Source organism: Butyrivibrio sp. FC2001, assembly GCF_000424125.1.
In the GTDB taxonomy this organism is placed as follows: domain Bacteria; phylum Bacillota; class Clostridia; order Lachnospirales; family Lachnospiraceae; genus Butyrivibrio.
Window position 1 is genome coordinate 195,461 of the sequence record NZ_AUJH01000004.1, and the last position, 22,064, is coordinate 217,524.

Below are 22,064 nucleotides of genomic sequence, written 5' to 3' on the forward strand. Positions count from 1 at the left end.
ATCAAAAGTTGGAGAGGGTCGTATGGTTTTTAATGGAATCAGTAAGGTGTTTTCAACAAAAGACGATCGGCAATATGAAACGATCGGTGCTTTTTGGGATGAATTTTCCAAAAAATATGGAAGAGAAAAGCTTAGGGGTTTAGGCTATAACTGGACAACTGATACGATTGAATATGTCATCGGGCTTAAATCCGGCGACATAGATAATGCAAACTGTTCTGTGGTTTTGCCGAATTCAGGATGGATTGCCGTAAAAGGAAAAACAGCAGAATTAGATATGATCTATCAGGAAATCTACGCCGATGGGGTTCTTACATATGAGATTGAAACTTTTACCGATGAAGGCGAATGCGAGATTTTATATTATAGATAGTTTTCGATTTTGACGAAGGTGCCGGAGGTAAAGTTTCATGTGTGAAGAGCGTAAGAGAAAAATGGATATTCATATTCAACTTGCAGATATGAAAAATATTGATAGCTGCATAGATATTTTGCAAAAATCTGATTTGGGAAAGGCGTATTTTAGCGATCATGAAAAGGCAACTAATATGCTTACATATGCAGTGGGACAAAAAAACGTATATGTAGCACTGGATGAAAATGAGAAATGTTTAGGATTTATTTACTACATGACAAATGGCGTTTTTGGAAGCTGCCCTTATCTTCATATTGTTGCAGTAAAGGAAGAATACAGGAGTTATGGTATCGGTAGACAGCTGATGAAGTATTTTGAAGATAATTCTTCTGATTCTCCTTCAGCAAAATACTTTTTGACTGTAGATGATTTTAACCCGAGAGCAAAGAAATTATATGAAAATCTGGGATATAAGTGTGTTGGAGAACTAACTGATTTTTATAAAAATGGGATTAACTGCTATCTGATGATGAAAAGAAGAGGGTAAAGATATGAGCCTACAATTTGTAAAAGCAAGCACTTCTGATTCTTTGACACTTAATGGAATATCTAAAAGAGCCTTTGATAGCGATGTTCAGGTTGGAGCACCTTCAGCTGGTGGGCCACCTGGTTATATGTCTGTTTCTTATCACACAAAGATGGCCAGAACAAATCACTTGTATAAGCTCACGGACAATGGACTAATTGTTGGCGGTGCGATTCTATTTTTGGAAAAAGACAAGTTGAATCGCAAGTTAACAGAAGGGCTTGCTAAGTATATTACTACTTGGCAGGCTCTTTCATTTTGCGCTAATTGTGATATTATTGTGTTAGCTGGAACTAACTAGAATGTGAGGAATGGCCTATGACTTATGAAGAGATGGGGAATATGGATGGTAAGACGCTTATGCTTCTTCCTGGGACATGCTGTGACTGGCAGACAAATTTCGGAAGCGTGATAGAAAGGCTTTCAGAAAAATATCATCTTATCTGTGTCAACTACGATGGATTTGATGGAGGCGAGGATATTTTTCCTGATATGATCACAGTAACAGAAAAGATTGAGAAATATATCATTGATAAACATCATGGCAGAATTGATGGTGCTATCGGTTCTTCTCTTGGATCGAGCTTTGTTGGTCAGCTTATTCAGAGAGAGCGAGTACATCTTGATCATGGGATATTCGGAAGCCCTGACCTTGATCAGAGTGGGAGACTGGCCGCATGGCTTCAGTCCAAGCTTGTAGTTCCTCTTTTAACAAGCTTTACGAAGAATGAGAAAAAACGAAAAAAGACCAGAGACCTGCTTAAGAATACATTTTTGATGAGTGATGAAGTCGCAGATAAGTTCATGGAGTGCTTTGCAAAGTTCAGCCCACAATCCATAAAAAATGAGTATTATACAGATCTGCTGACATATCTTAATGAGGATATTCATGTCGAGCATACAAGGGCCCATTTTATCTATGCAAATAAAATGGGAGAAAAGTACCTTAAGAGATATAAGAAATACTTCAGGGATCCTGATATAAGGGAGTTTGACATGCAGCATGAACAATGGCTTTTGGGAGAGGAGAAATACACACTTCCGGTTTTGAAAGTTATTGATGAATTCATGGAAATGCCGGTATGACAGGAGAGGAAGATGAGGCTTTACACTATAGAGAATGATGGAAAAGAATATGTTGCAGTAGAGACTAAAGAAGGATGCATTTCGCATTTTACCTGAATAAGCTGATGAATATATCCTGGGCTATACGATCATCAACGATGTAAGTGCAAGGAATGTTCAGCTTAAACATCAGCAGTGGTATCTGGGGAAGAGCCTTGATGGATACACTCCCATGGGGCCATGTATAGTTACGGCAGATGAAATCGGAGATCCACAGAGTCTTAAAATAGAATGCTTTGTAAATGATGAAAAGAGACAGAGCAGTAATACGTCCCTGATGATAACCAGCATACATGATGCGATATCCGAACTTTCTCAGGGGATGACATTGAAAGCAGGAACAATAATAGCGACTGGTACGCCAGGTGGAGTTGCCATGGGTATGAATCCGCCATGTTTTCTGAAACCGGGGGATATAGTACGCTGTGAGATTGAAAGAATAGGCGTCCTGCAAAATGTAGTGGGGAAGGCTGAATCGGATTATTAAACAGAAACAAGCCACGCCTTGCGTGCCAATATTATACCTAAAAAAAGGCAAGAGAAACCTATCTCTCCTGCCTTTAATTATCTGATATAGAGATTATTTCCATCTATAACTCTTCTGGGAAACATTCCCGGAAGGTCGTTATTACTTGAAAAATTCTTACTTTCAGCTTTTTTCGCGTAGGATTTAGCAGCAATATTGTCTTTTCTACTTGTCCCAGCCTGGGTTTTAGTATTTATCAAGTAGTTTCTGCCTTAGTATTAGCTTTTTCCTACGAGTCTTATCTATTCCTAAGCTATTTTCACGTAGTCGATTGCTTTTAGGTGTTCATTTACTACGCGAGAAATCCCTGTTTGACCATTTTTCGCGTAGTTATTGCCCGAATGGCAATTTAGGCTACTTGACCTTATTTGCTTTGTGGCATTCGACGTGTAGTTACACTTTTCATCCCCACTAATTCATTAAACTACGTGAAGATTCCTGATGGAGGGAAAGTGCATGAAAAACAATGGACCGGAATAGCAATAGTACATTGCTGTTCCGGTCTTGTCAATTATTCATCCAATAGATTTGTCATGCTCTTCATGCTGAGAGCTATGGTAGATGCGTTGTGAAGGAATGCTGTAGTAGTGGGGGTGAAGATACCCAACATACCCATGATTATAAGGAAGGAATTAAACCCGATAATGGAATTGTAGTTCAGGTTGATCCTTCGCATAAGCTCTGTGCTGAGACTTCTAAGCGTTAAAAGAGCTCCGAGATCATCAGAGGAGATGGTTATATCTGCAATCTCTCTTGCTATAGAAGCGCCGGTGCTTACCGCGATTCCGGCATCGGCTTCGGAGAGAGCAGGTGAGTCATTTATGCCATCACCGATCATGATTACTTTTCTGCCGGCTTCATGTTCTTTTCTTATGAATTCAGCCTTGTCTTCAGGAAGAACTTCAGAGAAATATCTGGTTACGCCGGTCTTTTCTGCAACTGACTTGGCAGTCCTGTCACTGTCTCCGGTCATCATAACTACATTTTCGAAACCAACCTCTTTCAATTTTCTTATTACTGAAGGAGCCTCATCTCTAAGTGGATCCTCAATAAGTATTACTGCAGCGAGCTCTTCACCGATAGCCATATACAGGTGCGAATACTCAGGTGGAAGAGAATCGAACCTGTCAGTGAATCCACTTGGAACAATACACTTTTCGTCCTCAAAAATGTAGTGATGACTGCCTATACATACCTTCTTTCCATCAATCGTACTGGAAATTCCATGTGCAACGATATAGGCTGCTCTGGTGTGCTTCTCTTCATGAGTAAGTCCTTTGACTTCTGCGGCCTTTACTACGGCATTGGCAATGGAGTGAGGGTAGTGCTCCTCAAGGCATGCAGCCAGGCGAAGCATCTCATCTTCGTCGTTATCACCAAAAGTAACAACCTTGGCGACTTTAGGAGTAGCATGAGTCAGAGTTCCTGTTTTGTCGAAGACTATTGTTTTTGCTTCAGCCACAGCCTCCATGAATTTGCCGCCTTTTACGGATATCTTGTGATCGCCTGCTTCTCTCATTGCTGAGAGCACTGAAATAGGCATGGCAAGCTTTAATGCGCAGCAAAAGTCCACCATAAGGATTGAAGTGGCCTTGGTAGCATTTCTGGTAAATAGCCAGGTGAGGAGTGTGGCACCAAAAGTATAGGGAACAAGTCTGTCAGCCAGGTGAGCAGCCTTTGCTTCTGATTCGGATTTGAGCTTTTCGGAATCCTCTATCATGGCTACGATCCTGTCATATCGTCCCTGACCCTGTGCCTTCTGTACGGTTATGACAAGCTCACCTTCGTCAATAACAGTACCGGCGTATACAAGAGAACCTTCTGTTTTGTGCACAGGCTCGGATTCACCAGTCATGGCTGCCTGATTTACGGAAGCATCACCGCTTAGTACAATACCGTCAAGTGGGATCATGGTGCCGGTTCTGACAACTATCCTGTCATTCTCTTTTATGTCAGAGATATTTGAAAGGACCTCCTGGCCGTCAGAAGTAAGCATCCATATCTTGTCTACATTCAGGGACATAGCCCTTGCCAGGTCATCTACGGACTTTTTGTGAGTCCAGTCCTCCATCATCTCACCCATTTCAAGGAGGAACATTACATTGCTTGCTGTTGCATGATCGCCTCTAAGCAATGATACCGCAATGCTGGTTGCATCAAGAACACTTACCTCAAGCTTTCCGGAGAGTAGGCACTTAAGTCCCTTAATAATGTAAGGAATTGCCTTTAGGTATATGATCACCCTTCTTATCTGCAATGGGATGATGAATCTGCGGACAAGCTTGCCTGCAATATGGAAGAACATCCTGTCTTCGTATTCGATACGGAGTTCTCTGCCTGTATGTTCGGGCACAGTAATCTCTGTTCTCTCACTATATTCAGAAAATGCCTGTATCAGGTCATTCCTGCAGGAAGAGTCATAGAAAACTATGGCATTTGAAGTACGTTCATTAACTTCAGCTTTTTTTACAAAGGTAAGCGAAGACAGGTAATACTGGATTTTATCAGCTTCAAAAGAAGACATATGGCGTACAGTTATGTGTACGCGCATACGTCCCCCATTTTCGTGCAATATTTTACAATTCATAGTATGCCTTTCATCCGAGCTTACTTATATGTTATGCATTAGCAGCTTCTGCCTCGGCATTAGCGAGAACAGCTTTTGCATCCTCTATTTCTTTGGCTCTCTCATCAGCATATCTTTTCTCGTTGATTTCTTTTGCATCAGCACTGATGTCCTGACAGTTTTCCTTGATGTTAGTGTAGGTCTCAAGGCATGTATCCTTGCATCTGTATGCTGCAGCAGTTATATGTGTGTAGCATTTCTTAGCATCCTTGCTGGAGAGAAGCTTAACTCCTGCTGTACCAAGTGCGAAACCACATGCCACTTTTCCTATTGTGCTCCAATTAATCATAAATAGTCCTCCTAAGTTTATGGCCTTTAGGCCTTATTGCAATAATTATAAAACAACATAGGGAGTGTAGAGGCAGCTAACGAGTGAGAATTTTTATCAACAATGTGGTGACATGGATATGCATAAAAATTGCAATTATGTCTTTGCTTTAGGGTTAGCAAATGCTAACATATTGTTGTATACGATTATTCATCACTGATTGGTGTTGAAAAATGTCTCAAAAATAAAGGAGGTCTTTATGAATTATCATAAGTTTTTTGCATGGGCGGCAGTAATATGCATGATATTAGCAATTATTACCGGGTACAAAAAGGAATAATCTATAACCTACCATGAATTCGGAAAAGAAAATGAAAAAGTAATAATGTTAATCCACCCCGCAGTGGTGATGTGGGATTACTTCAAATATGTGATTCCGCTATTGGGAAAAGACTATCATCTTATCATTCCGGCACTTCCGGGATATGATCCTGAAATAACAAGCAACTTTACGAGTGTTGAAGAGATAGCTAAGGAGCTGGAGAGTTGGCTAGGTGCACAGGAAATGGGACATTGTATATATCAAGAAGGTATTTCCTGGTACACGCTTTGTAAGATTTAATGGAGTTGGACACGGAGGACTTGCACCGTTTTATCCCGAAAAGCTTGTAAAAGGGATTAGAATGCTCTGTAAAAGGGAATCGAAATGAAAAGAAAATTCAAGTCAAAATAAAAGTGAGGAAAATGGTATGGAGCAAGTCGTATCAAAAAAATACCACATTGAGAAAAATACAGTTCAGGAGACACTGATTATTCCGCTTTACGGAAGGAAGGTATGTTCAGAGCATTTCCCTGAGCTTTTCAAGGACGAGGAAGCTGAGCGTATATGCAACGTGTTGGATGATGATCTTGTTCTGTGACAGGTATGTGAACATGCAGATCATTAGGGTAGCCTTTAAGGAGGAATCAGTGAAATGAAGTATAGTGGAATGCCAGTGGTCATGTGGTTCTTATACAGAAAATCTTTTCAAATGGCACTTGTAAATGATCTTAAGAAAAGCCACGAAGAAGCAAAACAGATCATGGCAAAAGCTAAGCCGAAATATAGGGAAATTATTGGTAAGCTTCCTGAATTTGAAAAAGGCGACAGATTCAAGGCAAATATCATTAATTGTGCCATTCTGATATCGGTATTTCTTGGCATTAATAGGAAACCAACGGTTACCGAGGCGACCAGATACTATGAGCACGCCATGACGAACTTTGTGACCAAAGCATTCTGCAAAATGGGAGGAAAGCAGAAGTTCACAGATAAAGATATTGAAGGAATGAAACAGACGGCTGCTCTAAATGCAGCTGACAGAAATCCTTATTCCTGGAATATGGAATATCTGCCCTATGAGGACGGAAGCGGATACGAGGCGAGGTTCTCAAAGTGTGGCATCTGTACTCTAATGAAGGAATATGGTATGTTTGAGCTTGTTCAAGCTATGTGCCATCTGGACTACACCATGAGCGAGTTTGGAGGTGCTACAATCTTTGTTAGAGAATATACGCTTGCATCCGGAGGACCGTATTGTGACTGTGGATATAAAAAGAAAAACTGATGCAGCTACAGAGTGTACAAAATACAGACAAACAATATACACTAAGACGTTGAAGGACTACAGCTCAAGTTTAAGGAAAAAAGCAAGCCAGAAATCTGGCTTGCTTAATTTGACATTTTAGCGGAAATAATAAAGAAGTTGAAGTCTTTTAAAAATCTATCAGTACACAATGACAGTCTTTGCAGACATATCCGTTATTTCTTGAACTTGTAAAACCATTCCTGATCGGGATGTGTACCCCGCCTTCTTTAACAGCCTGCTTCACCGTCAGCATATTGGGAATCAGCCTATTGAAAACCTGCTTTGGCGCCCAGAATATAGCTGGCATGCCTCTGTTATAGGCACTCACTCCAATCAGACCATTTTCCATCTCTTTACCACATTTTGGACAAATCATTGTTTATATTCCTCCTGTAAGTATAGGATAATCCTTTGCATGAATGTGATAAATGATGATAATAGCGAAATATATAAAGCTATTTTCCATAAATTGCATCGTTCTTGGATAGAAGATAAACACAATATTGGTTCATGCTGATGCCTTCCTTTTTTGAGTGCTCAGCAAGTGAACGATGCAAACTACGGGGCATTCTTAGCTTAAACTGTCCGGAATAGTCATCAAGGCTATCCGGCTCATGTATTTCTATTCCGCTCTCTATAGCAGCTTCCAGCCATGCTTTTTTGGCATCTATGGCATTAGCTACTGTCTGCTCGACTGTTTCACCGGTCGTAATGCAGCCTGGAAGATCAGGGAATGAAGCGACATAGCCACCTTCTTCATTATCTGTAATGATTTCCATTCTATAATTCATTTTTAAATAATCATTCAATGTTTTCTTCATTTTCTGCCTCGCTTTCTACAACCTGCCGAACCATTTCAACATATATCTTCTTTATCGGCTCGTGCTTAGGTATCGTAATTGGTTGACAGCCGGTCTTCCTGAATGTGTAATGGCTGCTCCCGCTTTTGGGAGCATACATTTCGTATCCGTAGCTCTCTAATACTTTGCGAAGTTCTTCAAAACGAAGATCTTTTGATAATGAGAGTATTTTGGCTAACAGCTTATCCCATTTTGACATTTAATGTACTCCTATAAATATTATATTTGGTGTCATATATGGTGTCAAGATACTACTCAAACCATAAATCCATAAGAGTATTTTAATTTTTTATATGTCCAATAAAAATGCCTGGAGTAAAGCCGGTATAAAGAGTACATTACTGATCTGGGACATTATTATGAGAGTGATGAGAACGCTCTTCTCAACAGAATCAGAGAATACAAGAGCAATTACTTTGACTGGGTTAAGGATTTCTCCATCCCAACGACAAACAATCTCAGCGAAAGGTCGCTTAGATTTGTAAAGACTAAAGACAAGGTCTCCGGTCAGTTCCAGAGCATCGAATACGCATCATATTTTGCAGATATCAGGACTTATCTTGAGACCTGTGCAAGAAATGGTGTCGGTGAATTTGCTGCCCTTATAAGACTGACCTCCGGAGAGCCATATACTGTAGCAGAGCTATTAGGCGGAGCATAACTCCGCCCAATAATGATGCCTTACCTTATTTAACACGTTTTTCTAAAAGCGAAAACACCATTTTGTCGATATTTAATGCCTGTCTATATGTTTCCGGTATATTTAAAAAAGTCTCTTTTGCATTATTAAGAATCGAAATCCAATCCCTTTTTTCACTCCACACAAGATTTTTATCTTCTAGTCCGCTAACAAATCCGTTATATTCAGCCTGACTTGAATACGCTTTCATTTTGCTATAAGAGCTCATTCCATGGTTATCTGTCAGTCCTTTATCATCCATATAGGACAGTAATGCGAACATCTCCAAACTTGTCGCGTTTTTGGGATTAACGTCATTTATTCGAACTTCATATTTTCCCACTTTTACAACAGGATCCTCTTCAGTAGAAGAATCTGCATACATCGCAATATATCCCCTATCACCTACTGTAGTTATCCCAATTCTTTTACCTTTATCTGAAGACTCAGATAAAGACGTCGCCATACCAGATATTTCATCTCCAAAGGACGTCTCCATTCTTTCTGATGTGCCGCTTAACCCATAGTGAACATTTTGATTATTGTAATAGTTAACGGCCAATGCACCTATTCCCATATAGATAAACGCCTCCTTCATAACAAAAAACGTGCCTTCTCATTGGAATTCAATCCATTGAAAAGACACGCACATCCATTGCTATCTCTATTATCGACAATAAGCATAATAAACTTTATAGCAAATGCTCTCATTATTCAGAAAATAAACCGTGAATAGTAACAAGCCGGTGTGCTCTTATATGAAAGTAACATGTAGGATTGTCCAAGTGTTGCAAATGCCTGCAATAGTTCATGTTTTTGTTGTATAATGCAATAAATAACCCACTTGGAGCAAGATTACAACGCACATAAAACAAAGAGGTATACATCTATGAAAAAGTTCGGTCCATTGAGAATAGTCCACTTGATCCTGATGATTGGCTTGATGTTAAGTAGCGGGTTTTCCACTGTTATGTTCTTAGGCGGCTTCGATCTTTTCACTGCAGGCAAAGACAGGCCAGAAGCCATCTTAAACGGTTGTTCCACCATGGCGGTCACGGTCATGCTCCTTACCGGAATCCTCTATCTGCTCCACGGATACAAAAAAATACTGTTATGGACAAATGTAGATATATGCTAGATCTTTCTCATTAATGCACAATAGATACTACTTAGGGATAAATCTTTTATCGGTAGATCTTGCACGTGTAGTTCATAGTTAAATGAGCCGTTCTTAAGATAGATAGTTGCAAGCTTTGTTGCATCTTTATGATTTGTACAAGTTGCGTTAGCATAAATATCCCAAACAGTATTACTACCTGCAGATGGAACATAACCCAGAAGTTCATACATAAAACTAGAAAGCATAAGACCTTCTTCACATTCAAGTTTCTTACAATGAGGCGCCAAGCAATCATCCTGCATGCAAACGCTATCTCTTTCGACATCTATTGTTGTCATCTTTTTAACTGGTGGATGCTCCTTTTCATAAATCACATCCCACAGTATCTGCTTAACTTCAGCCATTCTGCCATCATTATGATGCTTCCACTTATCAAGCAACATTTTGTCAGCTCTAAGTGAAAACTCTTTAAACCAGTGTCTCAGTTCTTCATCTGGAAGATCTGGATTAAACGCCTTAGATACCCAAAAATCAGCCTTTACAAGATCGTCCATTTCACCCATACGTTACATCCTCCCCAATTTCTCCAGTATACCTCGTACAAAACAGAACATATGGTTTTCTACAAACATCATATCATTCTCGCTGTTTTGGTTGCTGCATTTTTTCATGTGTTTTTTCATTTTGATGACAGCGATTATCTGAATATCTAAAAAGTCTATTAAATATGAGCATGCGTTCATCTTATATGCATCGGATATCTTGCAATGCAGTATTTGGAATATTCTATTATGAGTTTTGCCAGAAATCCGCTCCGAATAAGGAGTCCGCGCCTTCTCATGTCTAGGAGTTCAAAATAGGATGCAATGCTCGTCATCAGCTTTCGCTTTCTGAAGGTCATGGGATAAATCTGGATTTGCTGGTTCTTACAGTACTCAAGCATTTCTTCAAGAGAGACATTATCCTTTTTCTTCTGCGAAAGAAAGGGCAGTAGCATAGGCATCCGCTCGGAGTATAGCCAGTACAGGGTATTACCATAGACAATGGTAAAGGTATACTCCTCGATGTAATAAATCTGCTCCTTCGAGATGTTGTACACGACCTGTTTCTTCATGATAAGTTCCTCTTGCAGCTTAAAGGCAGAAAATCTGCACGCCAATAAAAGCAGCTATTCCTATGAGAACAGAACCGGCTGCGATGATCTTTCCCTGTATTGTAGAAACATTTTTATATTTGCCATTGCATTCTATCGTATCTATGATCTTTGGACTTTTTGTGTCAAAGGGTTTCTTATTCTCCATGTAATTTCCTCCCATACTAAAATATCCGAGGTATTTGCACTCAGACTTTTGGTTTTGAAAATCTTATCCCAAAAATATGTACAAAGTTGGGCAGTAGGATAAAACATTTATAAAGTATGAAGAAAAAATATTACTATGCACATATGAGAATTTATAAAAAATTTAGATTTTGTACTTTGTCATGACGAGGGTGTTGCAAGAAATAATAATGGGTTCCGGGCAGAAATGAATTTAGAGAATTATTTGAACCCAAATAACAATCTTCAATGAAGTTTTGCAGTTTAAAGCACAGTCACAAGGATATGAGTTCTGTGGGATTACATGTTCGTCTTATTGACAAGATAAAAATACTTGATTATGTCGTGCGCACACGATAAAATTAACATAGATCATCGTATCAATATGATAACTGGAGGCGAACATGAATCATAATATATTGAAACGGGTCATTTTAGATCAGATTGAGATAATTCAAAGTGCTGAAATCATAGAACGTGACTATGACTTCGAAACGAATGTCAATTATATTCTTGTCGGGCTTAGACGAGCGGGAAAATCGACACTTTTATATAAAATAGCCAGAGAACTTGTTGAAGCGGGATGCGACTGGTCTCAGATAATTTATGTCAATTTCGAGGATGACAGACTTTTGGGGTTTTCAAAGGATGACTTTAATGACATCGTAGAGACTGCTTATGAGCTCACAGATGCCAAAGAGATATACTATTTCTTTGATGAGATTCAGATCATTGATGGCTGGGAACATTTTGCCAGAAGAATGGCTGATCAGAAAAAGCACGTATACATTACGGGAAGCAATGCTAAGATGCTTAGCTCTGAAATGGAAAAGGCTCTTGGAGGCAGATATTTGTCCAAAATGATCATGCCTTTTTCTCTTAGTGAGTCACTGGATTACAAGGAGATAGCTCATGACGAAAAGGCACTTCTGACAACGTCCAAAGTGGCAAAGGTTCGCAGAGGATGCCAGGAATATATTTTGAGTGGTGGCTTTCCTGAAGCGCAGCTTTTATCCAACAAAAGAGAATATATTAAGAGTGTCTATGAGAAGGTTCTCCTTGGAGACGTTATAGAGCGTGAAAAAGTGAATAATAAGATGGCCCTCAGGCTTATGATAAAGAAAATAGCTGAAACGGTAATGCATGAAATTTCTTTCAATACGCTGGCAGGGAATGTAAAAGCAACAGGAATTAAGACATCAACAGATTCGATGATTGACTACGTTTCGTACGCTGAAAACGCATATCTCCTGTTCAGAAACAGGAATTATGTTTCGAAGTTTGCAGAAAAAGAGAGCACTCCAAGGTTTTATTTTTATGATAATGGCATTTTGTCATTGTTCCTTGTAGATAAACCATCAGCGCTTTTGGAGAATGCAGTTGCAATATATTTAAAGCGTAGGTTTGGCGAAGAAGTATATTACTTCAAATCCACGCAGACGGGAATAGATATTGATTTCTTTATTCCGGGAGAAGACTGCGCAATTCAGGTTGCCTACAGCTTAGAAACGGCAGAAGACAGAGAGACTAAGAGCCTTGTATCTTTGGCAGAGAAAACAAAGGGAATACGTCGCCTTATTATAGTTACTAATGAGGAAGAACGTACGATTACAAAAGATGGACTTACTATAGAAGTGATACCTGTTTATAAGTTTATTATGGGGGCAGCATTCTGATTGAATATTATATCCTTTCACACCGTTTGTTTGCGAAAGGATTTAATGAATTAGTGGGGATGAAAAGCGGAACTACACGTCGAATGACACAAAGCAAATAAGGTCAAGTAGCCTAATTGCCATTCGGGCAATAACTACGCGATAAATGGTCAAGCAGGGATTTCTCGCGTAGGAAATGACCACCTAAAAGCTATCGACTACGTGTAAATTGCTTAAGAATAGATAAGACTCGTAGGAAAGAGCTAATACTAAGGCAGAAATTACTTGATAAATACTAAAACCGAGGCTGGGACAAGTAGAAAAGACAATATTGCTGCTAAATCCTACACGAAAAAAGCTGAAAGTAAGAATTTTTCAAGTAATATCGACCTTCCGGGAATGTTTCACAGAAGAGTTATAGATGGAAATAATATCGGAATTTTATCGGAAGATAAAATAACAAATGGCGGAAATGAGAAACTCATGACCGTCATTTTGCGTTTATTCTTCAAGTCCCTGTTTGTAGTTATTTCCCCAAGCTTCCATGGACTTTATAATCGGACGCATGGACTCACCAAGCTCGCTTAATGCGTATTCTACACGGGGCGGAACTTCGGGATATACGGTACGGGTAATGATGCCGTCTGCCTCCATGGAGCGCAAACTGTCTGTAAGCACCTTCTGACTGATTCCATCCAGGGATTTCTGTAATTCGTTAAAACGCCAGGGGCGGACAAGGAGATTTCTCATGATAAGCAGTTTCCATTTGCTGCCGATCAGGCTGACCGTTGTAGCTACCGGGCAATCAGGTAATTCATCTTTTGTTTTCATTGATAACACCTCATTTTTATCAAAACTTCAAATTTGAATGTTACATATAAATTTTACTGTTATGGCGTCTGACAGTCAATAGGTTACAAAAAGGTAACTATCTAATAAAAAAGTGCGTACTTACAATGGTTTCCGGCCTCTGCGATAATCATGATAACAGGAAGGCAATAGGGCCTACTGAAATCAACTTAACGGAGGTAAATATCATGGCATTATCAAACATTGCAGGATGGAACGAAAACACGGCAGGGAGTGCTTGCGGCGCATCCGACAAACCGGCAGCATGTGGTGCATCTGAGAAGCCCGCAGCTTGTGGTACAGGAGATAAGCCCGCTGAAACACCTGCAGCATGTGGGGCGGCAGATAAGCCAGAAGAGAAACCTGCAGCTTGCGGAGCAGGGGACAAATAAGAAAGACATACCATGTTGATCCCCCAGGCAGTCAAAAGCCGGGGGATCATTTTAGAAGATCATCAGCTTACGTGCTGTTTACGATATGGAGGGATACAGATATGAAGCCATACTTTTCTTTTCAATGGCATATAACAGATGAATGCGACCAAAGATGCAAGCATTGTTACATCTATTCAGCAGGGAATCACACCTGCCTGCAGTCCATGAACTGGAAACAGATGGAGGATACCTTTTACAACTGCCTTGATTTTTGTGAAATGTATGGCCGTACACCGTATTTCTACATCACGGGCGGAGATCCAATCCTGCATCCGGATTTCTGGAGACTGCTTGGACTCCTGAAAGAACATGAGATCAAGTTTACGGTTCTTGGAAACCCTTTCCACCTAAACGATCAGGTCTGCATGGAGCTGAAAGGTTATGGATGCGAGAAGTACCAGCTTTCCCTTGACGGGCTCCGTGAGACACATGACTGGTTCAGAAAGCCGGGCTCCTTTGACTGTACGCTTGAAAAGATCGCATGCATCAATAAGGCAGGGATCCGAAGCGTTATCATGACTACGGTTTCAAAAACAAACCGCATGGAAGTTCCGGGGATCATTGATGAAGTGGTAAAGGCAGGTGCTAACGTATTCGCTTTTTCACGGTATGTACCGAGCGGCGGAGACCTGGATGCATCCATGACTGCGCAGGAATACAGAGAACTGCTTGCCGTATGTGATAAGAAATTTAAGGAATATGAAGCGGAAGGCTGTGAGACATACTTTAACAAGAAGGAACACCTTTGGACGCTTTATGAATATGAGACCGGTGAGTTTAAGATTCCCAAGAGCGCAAAAGAGGGAATGATATATGGCGGATGTAACTGCGGAAACTGCCATATCACGATCCTTCCTAATGGCGATATCTATGCATGCCGAAGAGTAGCAGAGAGTAAAGTGGGAAACGTATTTGAAGAAAGACTTGCGGATGTTTGGGTTTGTCAGATGGAAAGGTACAGAGAGTATGAAAAATTCAGCAAATGCTCCAAGTGCGAACTAAAGCCCTGGTGCAGGGGATGTCCTGCAGTCGCAAAAGGAACAAACGGAGATTTTTACGCTGCGGATCCGCAGTGCTGGAAAATAAAGAACGAGATCACAGGGGAGGTGTTATCATGTTGATGGATATCATTAAGAGCAGACATTCGATCAGGAAGTATACGGATGAACAGATCAGTCGTGAGGATCTTGAGAAGATTCTCGAAGCAGGAAACTATGCGCCGAATGCAGGCGGAGGGCAGCGCAGCATGATGGTGGCTCTTCACAATAAGGAGCTGACAAGAAAGCTTGGTATCATGAACCTTGCGAAGTTTAACAGGGGAAACCTTGTTGGTTCTTATGTGTCGAAGGAGCAGCCCAGTGTCATTGATGATCCGACAATGAAGGATGGCTTCTACGGAGCACCGACAGTTATAGCAATCTTTTCACAGGGAAATTTCCTGTTTAAGACTGCGGACGCTTTCTGCATGGCAGAAAACATTGTGCTGCAGGCTACAGAGCTTGGCATCGCATCCTGCATCATCTCCAGGGGCGAAGAGACTTTTGACAGTGAAGAGGGCTGGGCACTTATGAAAGAATGGGGCGTACCTGATAATTATATATGTCAAGGCTTTGTGGTTCTCGGATATATCGACGGAGAACAGCCGGTCAGCAAGCCGAGAAAACCCGGCAGAGTTCAGATCATAGAGTGAGAAGGTGTTGGTATGGAACAGGGAGAGAAGAGAAAATATCTGATAAAAACACTCCTGGCTGAGCAGCCAGGATATAAAGACATGGAAATTCCTGAAGAAACCGGGGAACAGAAACGACTTCTCCGCAGCCTGTTCAATGTACGCGTGCCCAGAAAAATCAGTGAGGATTTTCTTAAAGTTCAGGATGAATACCTGCAGGAGGCTACGAAAGAAAAAGGTATTACGGATCTTAATGATCTGCAGCCTATACAAGATCGAATCTATCTCTGGCAGGGAGACATCACGACACTTCGCTGTGATGCGATCGTAAATGCTGCTAACAGCGGGATGACCGGTTGCTACCAGCCTTGTCATAACTGTATCGATAACTGTATCCATACCTATGCTGGGATTCAGCTACGAAATGCCTGCGCTGATATCATGGAGATGCAGGGATATGAGGAACCGACCGGACAGGCAAAGATCACACCGGGATACAATCTGCCTTGTAAATATGTTTTGCATACAGTCGGACCGATCGTGCAAGGTCAGCTCACAAAGGAGCATGAAGAACTTTTGGCATCATGCTACAGATCGTGTTTGGAACTGGCAGAAAAGAATGGCGTGAAGAGTATAGCGTTTTGCTGTATATCCACGGGAGTGTTCATGTTCCCGAATGAACGTGCGGCAGAGATCGCAGTTCATATTGTAAAGGAATACAGGAAGGAATATGGTAACGGAATTGAGGTGATATTTAATGTTTGGAAGGACAAAGATTATGAAATCTACCGCGAATTACTCGGATGAGATAAAGAGATTAAAGAAGGCGGTAGAAGAAGCTGATGCTATTGTGATCGGAGCAGGAGCGGGGCTTTCAACTTCGGCGGGATTCATCTATAACGGCGAGCGCTTTGAGAAGCATTTCTCGGAATTCGGGAAGAAGTATGGTTTTAAGGATATGTACTCCGGTGGCTTCTATCATTATGAGACTCCGGAAAAGATGTGGGCTTACTGGTCAAAGTTCATCTTCGTCAACAGATATATGGACGCACCGAAGCCTGTGTATGAGCATCTGCTTTCTTTGGTAAGGGATAAGGATTATTTCGTCATCACAACAAATGTGGACCATTGCTTCCAAAAGGCCGGATTTGATAAGAAGAGGCTGTTTTATACCCAGGGTGATTACGGCCTTTTCCAATGCAGTGAACCGTGCTCGGATGTGACCTATGAAAATGAAGAGATGGTTAGAAACATGGTGGAGCAGCAAAAGGATATGAAGATCCCGACAGATCTGATCCCTAAGTGTCCGAAGTGCGGTAAGCCTCTTACGATGAACTTAAGATCTGACGATAAGTTTGTAGAAGATGAAGGCTGGCATGAAGCGGCTGCGAGGTATCGCGATTTTCTGCACAGTCATGACGGCAAGATCCTGTATCTGGAACTGGGCGTGGGATATAATACTCCGGGAATCATCAAGTATCCTTTCTGGCAGATGACTGCAGATAATCCGGATGCAACATATGTCTGTGTCAATTACGGGGAAGCAGTCTGCCCGGAGGATATCAGAGAGCAGGCCATCTGTATCGATGGGGATATCGGTACGGTAATAGACGAATTGAGGAAGTGATTTCATGATCATAAATACGGGGATGCGAACGGACAATACTGGTTCGTTACCATTACGCCGTATGGGAAGGATATCGAGCCTAATGTGCTGGACATGCAGAAAGTGATGGAAGACTTTAAGAAGCTTTCTGATATCGTCAGTGTAGACAGCGTTGGTTGGCGATATGATCCGATCTTTGTGGATGATAAGCATTCTGTGGATTGGCATATAGATCAATTCGAGCAGATGACCGCAACACTGTCCGGATACACGAAGACCTGTGTGATCAGCTTCATCGATATCTATAAGAAGGTGGAGCGGAACTTCCCGGATGCAAGAGTGGTTTTTAAGAAGGACAGACTGACGATCGGCAAAGCTTTTATTGAGATCGCAAAACAGCATGATATGATCATCAGACCGTGTGCTGAGGGGGATGATCTTGCATCATATGGTGCAGATTGTTCCGGCTGTATGACGGTAAAGACTTTTGAGACTGCTCTCCATGCAAGACTCGATGTTCCTAAACGAAACAAGAATCAGAGGAACAATGAATGCGCCTGCCTTTTGGGTGCAGATATTGGAGCATATGATACCTGTGGACATCTTTGCAGGTACTGTTATGCCAATATGAATGCAGCACTTGTGAGAGAGAATATGACGAAGCACGATCCAAAGTCGCCATTTCTGATCGGAAACAATCTGCCTGGGGATGTGATCCATGAGGCGGAGCAAAAAAGCTGGATAGATCTTCAGATGAGACTGGAGATATGATGGTATATTATATCGCAAGATAAATACTCCGGATTCTATCTTCCGAGTTTGTTCTTGCGGTATTTGCCAGGGGAAATATGATATTGTTTCTTAAAGACTCTGCAAAAATAGTCAATACTGTTGAATCCACATTCCGTAGAAATGGTATTAATTTTCTTTTCGGTATCAGATAGTTTTGCAGCAGCAACTTTAAGCCGGTAAGATATAAGATAGTTTACAGGCGTAATATGAAGATATTTGTTGAATAGATTCAGCGCAGTGCTCTTGCTTATACTGGCCTTGGCAGCGATGTCTTCAAGAGTGATTTCTTTGGTATAATGTTCATGGATGAACTGCATCATTATCTGAAGCCTCGACAGGGAAGCAGCGGATGAACTCTGCTTCTCGTCCAGACAGTCAAAGTCAATACTTTTATGTATGTTCAGCCATAAATGTTGCATGAGAGAAGAGACGAGAAGTTCATTATCTTTCTCATTTTTATGGATGCTGATAATCTTCTGAAAGTCAGAAATGATGGGAGTGCTTGCCGGGTCTGCCTTATTAAAAACAAGATACTGGATATTTGAGTTTATTATGGGAAACACATATTTTTTGTAGATCAGGCTTCCTTCGGGAGCAATAAAAGATGGCATGCAAAGGAAATTGGGTATGGATGCTGCACAGGACGAATGAAACTTGTGCAGCATTTTTGTGTTTATAAATATTGCGTCGCCTTCCGATAGAGTTAATTCCTGATCGCCTATCCACATGGTCACATAGTCGCTTTCAACCAGGACAAATTCAAGTTCAGTGTGCCAGTGCCAGTCAACACAGTTAAAATCAAACTGCTCCATGTTTTCATAATAGAACTGAAATGGATAATCAATGCTGCCATGGCTGGCTGTTTCCATCAGGTTGTCATCTGTGATTATGTGTGGATAGGAATTGCTGAAAAACAATGCGAGAACCTCTCTTACGATATAGTTCAAAAACAATACGATTTATTCTAGTGTATTTCCTATAATTATACCATATAATCCAATAGTAAGAAAAATAGTCTAATAGAGAGGAATCGAAATGTCTGATTACAGAAAAACAAAACTTGCCTGCTATCTTGGTTTTATAACACAGGCAATAGCAGCAAATTTCGCACCGCTTTTATTTTTGAAGTTTCACAAAGATTATGGGATATCCCTTGGAAATATTGCTCTTATATCAACCGTTTATTTCTTTACACAGCTTCTTATAGACCTTTTCTGTGCAAAGTTCGTTGACCGGATAGGATACAGGGTTTCTATAGTAATATCGGAAGTTTGTTCAGCTGCCGGGCTTATAGGACTTGCCTTTTTGCCGGATATGTTACCAAATGCATTTGCAGGAATACTTATCAGTGTAACAGTATATGCCATGGGATGCGGGCTTATCGAGGTGTTGGTCAGTCCAATTATTGAGGCCTGTCCTTTTGAAAATAAAGAAGCGACGATGAGCCTTTTGCATTCCTTTTACTGCTGGGGAGCTGTGGGAACTATAGTGATATCAACTGCCTTCTTTGCGTTATTTGGGATGGACAGCTGGAGATGGCTGGCAATTCTCTGGGCATTGATACCGGCATATAATATTTACAATTTTGCCACATGTCCGATAGTCCCGATAGTAGAGGACGGTAAAGGGATGGGCATAAGGCAGTTGGGAAAAAGACCGCTCTTCTGGGTATCGATATGTCTTATGGTCTGCGCAGGGGCATCAGAGCTTTCCATGGCACAGTGGGCATCTGCTTATGCTGAAGCTGCCCTTGGGCTGTCTAAAGCTCTGGGTGATCTTATGGGGCCATGTATGTTTGCAGTTACTATGGGAATAAGCCGTATCATTTATGGAAAGTATGGAGAGAAGCTTGATCTGATGAAATTCATGGTTGCTTCAGGTGTTCTTTGCGTTGCCTGCTATCTTATGGCATCTCTTTCAGCGAATCCGATCATAGGTCTTATTGGATGTACTTTATGCGGTTTTTCTGTTGGAATAATGTGGCCGGGAACAATAAGCATCTCATCTAAGAAATTTCCCACAGGGGGAACAGCGATGTTTGCACTCCTTGCTATGGCTGGCGACCTTGGAGGCAGTATAGGACCTGCTATTGTGGGAAAGGTTACACAGTATGCCGGGGATGATATCAGAGCCGGCATGGGAGTAGGGCTTATTTTCCCGATAGTTCTTATAGCTATGCTTTTCATAATGAGTAAAGCAACAGGAAGGCATAACTGAGCGTAAATGATATGAGCGGCGGCTGTTTCAAAAGCCTCCTGCATCCTGATCGTATCGTTCATAATCTCACGTGCTTTATGAGGGAATTTGTAATTAACTTCGATTATTTCATAACTATTCTCACGGGCGATTCTTTTCGAAAAAATGATATCATATTCATGGTATAGAAGACAAAGGAAATGGAGGTTTTTCATATGTGATACATAAGCATTACAAAGTGGAATTAACTTTTTACAATGGATTTGTGTCATTCATAAGCATTGTAAAGAGGAATTAACTTTTACAAGTGACTTATGTGGTTCATATGAAAACATTACTATGCTTGAGAGGATAATAGAACCAAGAGAATATTTACCGGATGACCGTAAACGCTTTAATAATGCTGCTTTAAAGGCGATGATCATACCGCTCCTTATAGAGCAGCTTCTGCAGATGGTGGTAGGACTTGCAGATACCATGATGGTCAGTTATGCAGGTGAAGCTGTGGTTGCCGGTGTAGGGCTTGATACCATGGTATACACCATTTTCATATATCTGTTTACAGCTATCTCCGCAGGAGGATCGGTAGTTGTATCCCAATACATAGGAAGTAAGGAAAAGGATAATGCAGATTTATCCGCTTCTCAGATATTTTTTATAGGTGGGGCACTTTCTTTGCTATGTATGGTGATGATGCTTTTTTTCGGATCATCTCTTCTTCAGACAATGTATCCTAAGGCAGAGGCAGATACCCTGGAAGCATGCAAGATATACATGTGGATTGTGGCCTGGTCTTTTCCTGCGAATGCTGTTTATAATGCCGGGGCTGCAGTTTTTCGTGCAATGGGACAGACCAGAGTAACCATGTGGGTTTCGTTTGTAGCAAACCTTGTTAATGTTGTGGGAAATGCGATAGGAATCTTTGTACTTAAAGCCGGTGCTGCCGGAGTTGCATGGCCTACTACGATTTCATGGTATGTGGCTGCAGTTATTATGACATCCCTGTGCATAGAGACAAAGGCTTCTGATGATCTTTTGAAAAAAATAAAAGCAATGAGTAATCCCAGAATCAGTATAAAGATTCGGGATTCACTTCGCCTTGATACTCCCATGGCAGGTCGCATATTAGGTGTGGCTATTCCGAACTCAATAGAAAACACCCTTTTTCAGGCTGCCAAGGTTGTTCTTGGTATGCTTACAGCAACCTTTGGAACCTCGCAGATAGCAGCAAATACCACAGGACAGACATTTTGGTCACTGGCTGCATGCATGGGCATGTCAATGGGAACGGTGTTCATCACAGTAGTCGGACAGTGCGTAGGAGCAGGTGACTATGAAGCTGCAAAATGGAATATAAAAAAGCTCACGAGGCTGTCGCTCTTACTAGCGCTCATCTGGAATGTTATAGTAATGGCGCTGACTCCGATTTTGCTTACTTTATATAATCTCTCCGATGAGACAAAGCGCCTGATACTGATAATAGTTGCAATACACAACCTGTTTTCCGCGCTGGTTCAGCCCTTTTCCGGACCTCTTTCATCCGGTCTTCGAGCTGCAGGGGACGTGAAATTTACGATGTGGGCGTCTATATTTGCTACGGTTGTATGCAGGACGGCTCTGTCATTTATCCTTGCTTTGTGGATGGGAATGGGTGTCATAGGAATAGCTCTTGCTATGGTACTTGATTGGTGCATAAAGGCTGCGCTGGATATATGGCGCTTCAGAAGCGGAAAATGGAGAGACCGGAAGATAATATGATAAGAGTAGAGGAG

28 protein-coding genes and 2 pseudogenes are annotated in these 22,064 nt (G+C 41.2%); 18 read left to right on the forward strand and 12 right to left on the reverse strand.

Annotation, left to right across the window (positions count from 1 at the left end; translation table 11 throughout):
• Positions 1–22: 22 nt before the first annotated feature.
• The 5 genes and pseudogenes from G601_RS0102860 to G601_RS21670 all read left to right on the forward strand — a co-directional run.
• Positions 23–373 carry a hypothetical protein gene (locus G601_RS0102860; RefSeq protein ID WP_026664418.1) on the forward strand — a complete coding sequence of 117 codons (351 nt, stop codon included), beginning with the start codon at positions 23–25 and terminating at the stop codon, positions 371–373.
• A 61-nt stretch (positions 374–434) separates the two neighbouring features.
• Positions 435–902 (forward strand): GNAT family N-acetyltransferase, encoded by a 468-nt coding sequence (locus G601_RS0102865; protein WP_026664419.1) that lies wholly within the window; start codon positions 435–437, stop codon positions 900–902.
• Positions 903–906: 4 nt separating this feature from the next.
• Entirely contained in the window at positions 907–1,242 is a 336-nt protein-coding gene (locus tag G601_RS21665) for a hypothetical protein (RefSeq protein WP_242834368.1), read from the forward strand.
• Positions 1,243–1,259: 17 nt separating this feature from the next.
• Positions 1,260–2,027, forward strand: a complete 768-nt coding sequence (locus tag G601_RS0102875) for a 2-hydroxy-6-oxo-6-phenylhexa-2,4-dienoate hydrolase (protein ID WP_026664420.1) — start codon at positions 1,260–1,262, stop codon at positions 2,025–2,027.
• A gap of 106 nt (positions 2,028–2,133) precedes the next feature.
• Positions 2,134–2,553 (forward strand): annotated as a pseudogene (locus tag G601_RS21670) (fumarylacetoacetate hydrolase family protein); the annotation flags it as partial.
• A 77-nt stretch (positions 2,554–2,630) separates the two neighbouring features.
• Here G601_RS21670 and G601_RS25960 read toward each other — a convergent pair.
• The 3 genes from G601_RS25960 to G601_RS0102900 form a co-directional block, all read right to left on the reverse strand.
• Positions 2,631–2,792, reverse strand: coding sequence for a hypothetical protein (locus G601_RS25960; protein ID WP_155834439.1), 162 nt, complete (start codon positions 2,790–2,792; stop codon positions 2,631–2,633).
• Positions 2,793–3,103: 311 nt separating this feature from the next.
• Positions 3,104–5,179, reverse strand: coding sequence for a heavy metal translocating P-type ATPase (locus G601_RS0102895; protein ID WP_026664422.1), 2,076 nt, complete (start codon positions 5,177–5,179; stop codon positions 3,104–3,106).
• 31 nt (positions 5,180–5,210) lie between these two features.
• On the reverse strand, positions 5,211–5,507 hold the full coding sequence (locus G601_RS0102900) for a DUF6110 family protein (protein ID WP_026519436.1): 297 nt from the start codon (positions 5,505–5,507) through the stop codon (positions 5,211–5,213).
• A 364-nt stretch (positions 5,508–5,871) separates the two neighbouring features.
• On the opposite strand from G601_RS0102900, the gene G601_RS25965 reads away from it, so the two are divergent.
• The 3 genes from G601_RS25965 (at position 5,872) to G601_RS0102920 (ending at position 7,093) form a co-directional block, all read left to right on the forward strand.
• The gene (locus G601_RS25965; protein WP_035790227.1) at positions 5,872–6,108 is read left to right on the forward strand and encodes a hypothetical protein; all 237 of its coding nucleotides are present in this window, start codon (positions 5,872–5,874) and stop codon (positions 6,106–6,108) included.
• A 127-nt stretch (positions 6,109–6,235) separates the two neighbouring features.
• A complete protein-coding gene (locus tag G601_RS25970) occupies positions 6,236–6,406 on the forward strand; it encodes a hypothetical protein (RefSeq protein WP_155834440.1) in 171 nt (56 codons plus the stop codon).
• A 54-nt stretch (positions 6,407–6,460) separates the two neighbouring features.
• Positions 6,461–7,093: an L-2-amino-thiazoline-4-carboxylic acid hydrolase gene (locus tag G601_RS0102920; RefSeq protein ID WP_026664423.1), complete on the forward strand. Its 633-nt coding sequence runs from the start codon at positions 6,461–6,463 to the stop codon at positions 7,091–7,093.
• A 148-nt stretch (positions 7,094–7,241) separates the two neighbouring features.
• Here G601_RS0102920 and G601_RS0102925 read toward each other — a convergent pair whose 3' ends face one another.
• The 4 genes from G601_RS0102925 to G601_RS0102940 form a co-directional block, all read right to left on the reverse strand.
• Positions 7,242–7,490, reverse strand: coding sequence for a PF20097 family protein (locus tag G601_RS0102925; RefSeq protein ID WP_026664424.1), 249 nt, complete (start codon positions 7,488–7,490; stop codon positions 7,242–7,244).
• A 79-nt stretch (positions 7,491–7,569) separates the two neighbouring features.
• Positions 7,570–7,935: a type II toxin-antitoxin system HicB family antitoxin gene (locus tag G601_RS0102930; RefSeq protein WP_026664425.1), complete on the reverse strand. Its 366-nt coding sequence runs from the start codon at positions 7,933–7,935 to the stop codon at positions 7,570–7,572.
• Positions 7,916–8,173 (reverse strand): type II toxin-antitoxin system HicA family toxin, encoded by a 258-nt coding sequence (locus G601_RS0102935; protein WP_026664426.1) that lies wholly within the window; start codon positions 8,171–8,173, stop codon positions 7,916–7,918. Before G601_RS0102935 ends, G601_RS0102930 begins: the two co-directional genes overlap by 20 nt.
• A 487-nt stretch (positions 8,174–8,660) precedes the next feature.
• Positions 8,661–9,230 carry a hypothetical protein gene (locus G601_RS0102940; protein ID WP_026664427.1) on the reverse strand — a complete coding sequence of 190 codons (570 nt, stop codon included), beginning with the start codon at positions 9,228–9,230 and terminating at the stop codon, positions 8,661–8,663.
• A 312-nt stretch (positions 9,231–9,542) separates the two neighbouring features.
• Here G601_RS0102940 and G601_RS0102945 point away from each other — a divergent pair, with 312 nt between their 5' ends.
• Positions 9,543–9,791: a hypothetical protein gene (locus tag G601_RS0102945; RefSeq protein WP_026664428.1), complete on the forward strand. Its 249-nt coding sequence runs from the start codon at positions 9,543–9,545 to the stop codon at positions 9,789–9,791.
• On the opposite strand, the gene G601_RS0102950 is transcribed toward G601_RS0102945, so the two are convergent.
• The 3 genes from G601_RS0102950 to G601_RS25980 all read right to left on the reverse strand — a co-directional run bounded on the left by G601_RS0102950 (position 9,788) and on the right by G601_RS25980 (position 11,074).
• Positions 9,788–10,336, reverse strand: coding sequence for a hypothetical protein (locus G601_RS0102950; RefSeq protein WP_026664429.1), 549 nt, complete (start codon positions 10,334–10,336; stop codon positions 9,788–9,790). The genes G601_RS0102945 and G601_RS0102950 overlap by 4 nt on opposite strands.
• Positions 10,337–10,512: 176 nt before the next feature.
• Positions 10,513–10,887 carry a hypothetical protein gene (locus G601_RS0102960; protein WP_026491801.1) on the reverse strand — a complete coding sequence of 125 codons (375 nt, stop codon included), beginning with the start codon at positions 10,885–10,887 and terminating at the stop codon, positions 10,513–10,515.
• Between the two features lie 19 nt (positions 10,888–10,906).
• Positions 10,907–11,074, reverse strand: coding sequence for a hypothetical protein (locus G601_RS25980; RefSeq protein ID WP_155829454.1), 168 nt, complete (start codon positions 11,072–11,074; stop codon positions 10,907–10,909).
• 421 nt (positions 11,075–11,495) lie between these two features.
• On the opposite strand from G601_RS25980, the gene G601_RS0102970 reads away from it, so the two are divergent.
• The gene (locus tag G601_RS0102970; RefSeq protein ID WP_026664430.1) at positions 11,496–12,767 is read left to right on the forward strand and encodes an ATP-binding protein; all 1,272 of its coding nucleotides are present in this window, start codon (positions 11,496–11,498) and stop codon (positions 12,765–12,767) included.
• A 480-nt stretch (positions 12,768–13,247) separates the two neighbouring features.
• On the opposite strand, the gene G601_RS0102975 is transcribed toward G601_RS0102970, so the two are convergent.
• Entirely contained in the window at positions 13,248–13,577 is a 330-nt protein-coding gene (locus G601_RS0102975; protein ID WP_026491803.1) for a winged helix-turn-helix transcriptional regulator, read from the reverse strand.
• Between the two features lie 206 nt (positions 13,578–13,783).
• Between G601_RS0102975 and acgA the strand changes: the two genes are divergently transcribed.
• From acgA to G601_RS21680, 6 genes and pseudogenes are all read left to right on the forward strand, one after another.
• Entirely contained in the window at positions 13,784–13,987 is a 204-nt protein-coding gene (gene acgA / locus G601_RS0102980) for an ACGX-repeat peptide (protein WP_026491804.1), read from the forward strand.
• A gap of 101 nt (positions 13,988–14,088) precedes the next feature.
• On the forward strand, positions 14,089–15,150 hold the full coding sequence (acgM, locus tag G601_RS0102985) for a radical SAM/SPASM domain protein, ACGX system (protein ID WP_026664431.1): 1,062 nt from the start codon (positions 14,089–14,091) through the stop codon (positions 15,148–15,150).
• Positions 15,144–15,719, forward strand: coding sequence for a nitroreductase family protein (locus G601_RS0102990; RefSeq protein WP_035790228.1), 576 nt, complete (start codon positions 15,144–15,146; stop codon positions 15,717–15,719). The genes acgM and G601_RS0102990 overlap by 7 nt, the downstream gene beginning before the upstream one ends.
• A 12-nt stretch (positions 15,720–15,731) precedes the next feature.
• Positions 15,732–16,505: a protein-ADP-ribose hydrolase gene (locus tag G601_RS0102995; RefSeq protein ID WP_026664433.1), complete on the forward strand. Its 774-nt coding sequence runs from the start codon at positions 15,732–15,734 to the stop codon at positions 16,503–16,505.
• On the forward strand, positions 16,456–17,325 hold the full coding sequence (locus tag G601_RS0103000; protein ID WP_081673354.1) for a Sir2 silent information regulator family NAD-dependent deacetylase: 870 nt from the start codon (positions 16,456–16,458) through the stop codon (positions 17,323–17,325). The genes G601_RS0102995 and G601_RS0103000 overlap by 50 nt, the downstream gene beginning before the upstream one ends.
• Before the next feature lie 42 nt (positions 17,326–17,367).
• Positions 17,368–18,075 (forward strand): annotated as a pseudogene (locus tag G601_RS21680) (DUF1848 family protein); the annotation flags it as partial.
• Positions 18,076–18,110: 35 nt separating this feature from the next.
• Here G601_RS21680 and G601_RS0103010 read toward each other — a convergent pair.
• Entirely contained in the window at positions 18,111–18,908 is a 798-nt protein-coding gene (locus tag G601_RS0103010; RefSeq protein WP_242834370.1) for an AraC family transcriptional regulator, read from the reverse strand.
• Between the two features lie 223 nt (positions 18,909–19,131).
• On the opposite strand from G601_RS0103010, the gene G601_RS0103015 reads away from it, so the two are divergent.
• Positions 19,132–20,313, forward strand: coding sequence for an MFS transporter (locus G601_RS0103015; RefSeq protein ID WP_026664436.1), 1,182 nt, complete (start codon positions 19,132–19,134; stop codon positions 20,311–20,313).
• Positions 20,314–20,631: 318 nt separating this feature from the next.
• Complete coding sequence (locus G601_RS0103020; protein WP_035790229.1) at positions 20,632–22,050, forward strand: MATE family efflux transporter; 1,419 nt, start codon at positions 20,632–20,634, stop codon at positions 22,048–22,050.
• The last annotated feature ends 14 nt before the right edge of the window (positions 22,051–22,064 follow it).

What these genes read in the sequence shown, in the direction of transcription:
- G601_RS0102970 (WP_026664430.1), top strand. Translation starts at nt 11,496, where the DNA reads ATGAATCATAATATATTGAAACGGGTCATTTTAGATCAGATTGAGATA.
- G601_RS0102990 (WP_035790228.1), top strand. Translation starts at nt 15,144, where the DNA reads ATGTTGATGGATATCATTAAGAGCAGACATTCGATCAGGAAGTATACG.
- acgM (WP_026664431.1), top strand. Translation starts at nt 14,089, where the DNA reads ATGAAGCCATACTTTTCTTTTCAATGGCATATAACAGATGAATGCGAC.
- G601_RS0102865 (WP_026664419.1), top strand. Translation starts at nt 435, where the DNA reads ATGGATATTCATATTCAACTTGCAGATATGAAAAATATTGATAGCTGC.
- G601_RS0102920 (WP_026664423.1), top strand. Translation starts at nt 6,461, where the DNA reads ATGAAGTATAGTGGAATGCCAGTGGTCATGTGGTTCTTATACAGAAAA.
- G601_RS0102930 (WP_026664425.1), bottom strand. Translation starts at nt 7,935, where the DNA reads ATGAAGAAAACATTGAATGATTATTTAAAAATGAATTATAGAATGGAA.
- acgA (WP_026491804.1), top strand. Translation starts at nt 13,784, where the DNA reads ATGGCATTATCAAACATTGCAGGATGGAACGAAAACACGGCAGGGAGT.
- G601_RS0102975 (WP_026491803.1), bottom strand. Translation starts at nt 13,577, where the DNA reads ATGAAAACAAAAGATGAATTACCTGATTGCCCGGTAGCTACAACGGTC.
- G601_RS0102995 (WP_026664433.1), top strand. Translation starts at nt 15,732, where the DNA reads ATGGAACAGGGAGAGAAGAGAAAATATCTGATAAAAACACTCCTGGCT.
- G601_RS0102895 (WP_026664422.1), bottom strand. Translation starts at nt 5,179, where the DNA reads ATGAATTGTAAAATATTGCACGAAAATGGGGGACGTATGCGCGTACAC.
- G601_RS0102900 (WP_026519436.1), bottom strand. Translation starts at nt 5,507, where the DNA reads ATGATTAATTGGAGCACAATAGGAAAAGTGGCATGTGGTTTCGCACTT.
- G601_RS0102875 (WP_026664420.1), top strand. Translation starts at nt 1,260, where the DNA reads ATGACTTATGAAGAGATGGGGAATATGGATGGTAAGACGCTTATGCTT.
- G601_RS0102935 (WP_026664426.1), bottom strand. Translation starts at nt 8,173, where the DNA reads ATGTCAAAATGGGATAAGCTGTTAGCCAAAATACTCTCATTATCAAAA.
- G601_RS0102925 (WP_026664424.1), bottom strand. Translation starts at nt 7,490, where the DNA reads ATGATTTGTCCAAAATGTGGTAAAGAGATGGAAAATGGTCTGATTGGA.
- G601_RS0103020 (WP_035790229.1), top strand. Translation starts at nt 20,632, where the DNA reads ATGCTTGAGAGGATAATAGAACCAAGAGAATATTTACCGGATGACCGT.
- G601_RS0102940 (WP_026664427.1), bottom strand. Translation starts at nt 9,230, where the DNA reads ATGGGAATAGGTGCATTGGCCGTTAACTATTACAATAATCAAAATGTT.
- G601_RS0103010 (WP_242834370.1), bottom strand. Translation starts at nt 18,908, where the DNA reads ATGGAGCAGTTTGATTTTAACTGTGTTGACTGGCACTGGCACACTGAA.
- G601_RS0103015 (WP_026664436.1), top strand. Translation starts at nt 19,132, where the DNA reads ATGTCTGATTACAGAAAAACAAAACTTGCCTGCTATCTTGGTTTTATA.
- G601_RS0102860 (WP_026664418.1), top strand. Translation starts at nt 23, where the DNA reads ATGGTTTTTAATGGAATCAGTAAGGTGTTTTCAACAAAAGACGATCGG.
- G601_RS25970 (WP_155834440.1), top strand. Translation starts at nt 6,236, where the DNA reads ATGGAGCAAGTCGTATCAAAAAAATACCACATTGAGAAAAATACAGTT.
- G601_RS25965 (WP_035790227.1), top strand. Translation starts at nt 5,872, where the DNA reads ATGTTAATCCACCCCGCAGTGGTGATGTGGGATTACTTCAAATATGTG.
- G601_RS0102960 (WP_026491801.1), bottom strand. Translation starts at nt 10,887, where the DNA reads ATGAAGAAACAGGTCGTGTACAACATCTCGAAGGAGCAGATTTATTAC.
- G601_RS25980 (WP_155829454.1), bottom strand. Translation starts at nt 11,074, where the DNA reads ATGGAGAATAAGAAACCCTTTGACACAAAAAGTCCAAAGATCATAGAT.
- G601_RS0103000 (WP_081673354.1), top strand. Translation starts at nt 16,456, where the DNA reads ATGTTTGGAAGGACAAAGATTATGAAATCTACCGCGAATTACTCGGAT.
- G601_RS0102945 (WP_026664428.1), top strand. Translation starts at nt 9,543, where the DNA reads ATGAAAAAGTTCGGTCCATTGAGAATAGTCCACTTGATCCTGATGATT.
- G601_RS21665 (WP_242834368.1), top strand. Translation starts at nt 907, where the DNA reads ATGAGCCTACAATTTGTAAAAGCAAGCACTTCTGATTCTTTGACACTT.
- G601_RS0102950 (WP_026664429.1), bottom strand. Translation starts at nt 10,336, where the DNA reads ATGGGTGAAATGGACGATCTTGTAAAGGCTGATTTTTGGGTATCTAAG.